This window comes from Gilvimarinus gilvus (genome assembly GCF_030518155.1).
GTDB lineage: Bacteria > Pseudomonadota > Gammaproteobacteria > Pseudomonadales > Cellvibrionaceae > Gilvimarinus > Gilvimarinus gilvus.
Genome location: NZ_JAULRU010000575.1, coordinates 1 through 422, shown reverse-complemented (window position 1 = coordinate 422; position 422 = coordinate 1). Strand labels below are relative to the sequence as shown.

At 30.3% G+C, this 422-nt stretch carries 1 protein-coding gene; it reads left to right on the top strand.

Features of this window, described 5'->3' with window-relative positions:
• Positions 1 to 128: 128 nt before the first annotated feature.
• Positions 129 to 422 (top strand): hypothetical protein (locus tag QWI17_RS12765; protein ID WP_302722899.1); only part of this gene is annotated, 294 nt, incomplete at its 3' end.

Below are 422 nucleotides of genomic sequence, written 5' to 3'. Positions count from 1 at the left end.
AACAATTATATCAAAGCTTTAGAATCCAACAATATTGTGGTAAATGTACGTCGTAGTCGCGGAAAAGATATTGATGCAGCTTGCGGACAATTAGCCAATAAAACTGGAAATGATTAAAACATAATCAAATGAAATATTTAGCCATATTTTTATTTTTGATTCTGACTAAATTCTCTTTCGCGCAAATAGTAGAAAACATCGATACAATTTCTATTGATGATTATAAAATGGAAAGTATCAACTTACCGCCTACTTTGAACGAAATTTCGACTTTAGAATATGAAAAAGAAGATAAAAATGTGGCTTCTTTTTGGGGTTTAAACGATTCTGATTCCAAACCAGAATTGTATCGTTTTGATGCAAAAACAGGTAAAATTATCAATACTATTTTCATCACAAATGCTCCAAATATCGATTGGGAA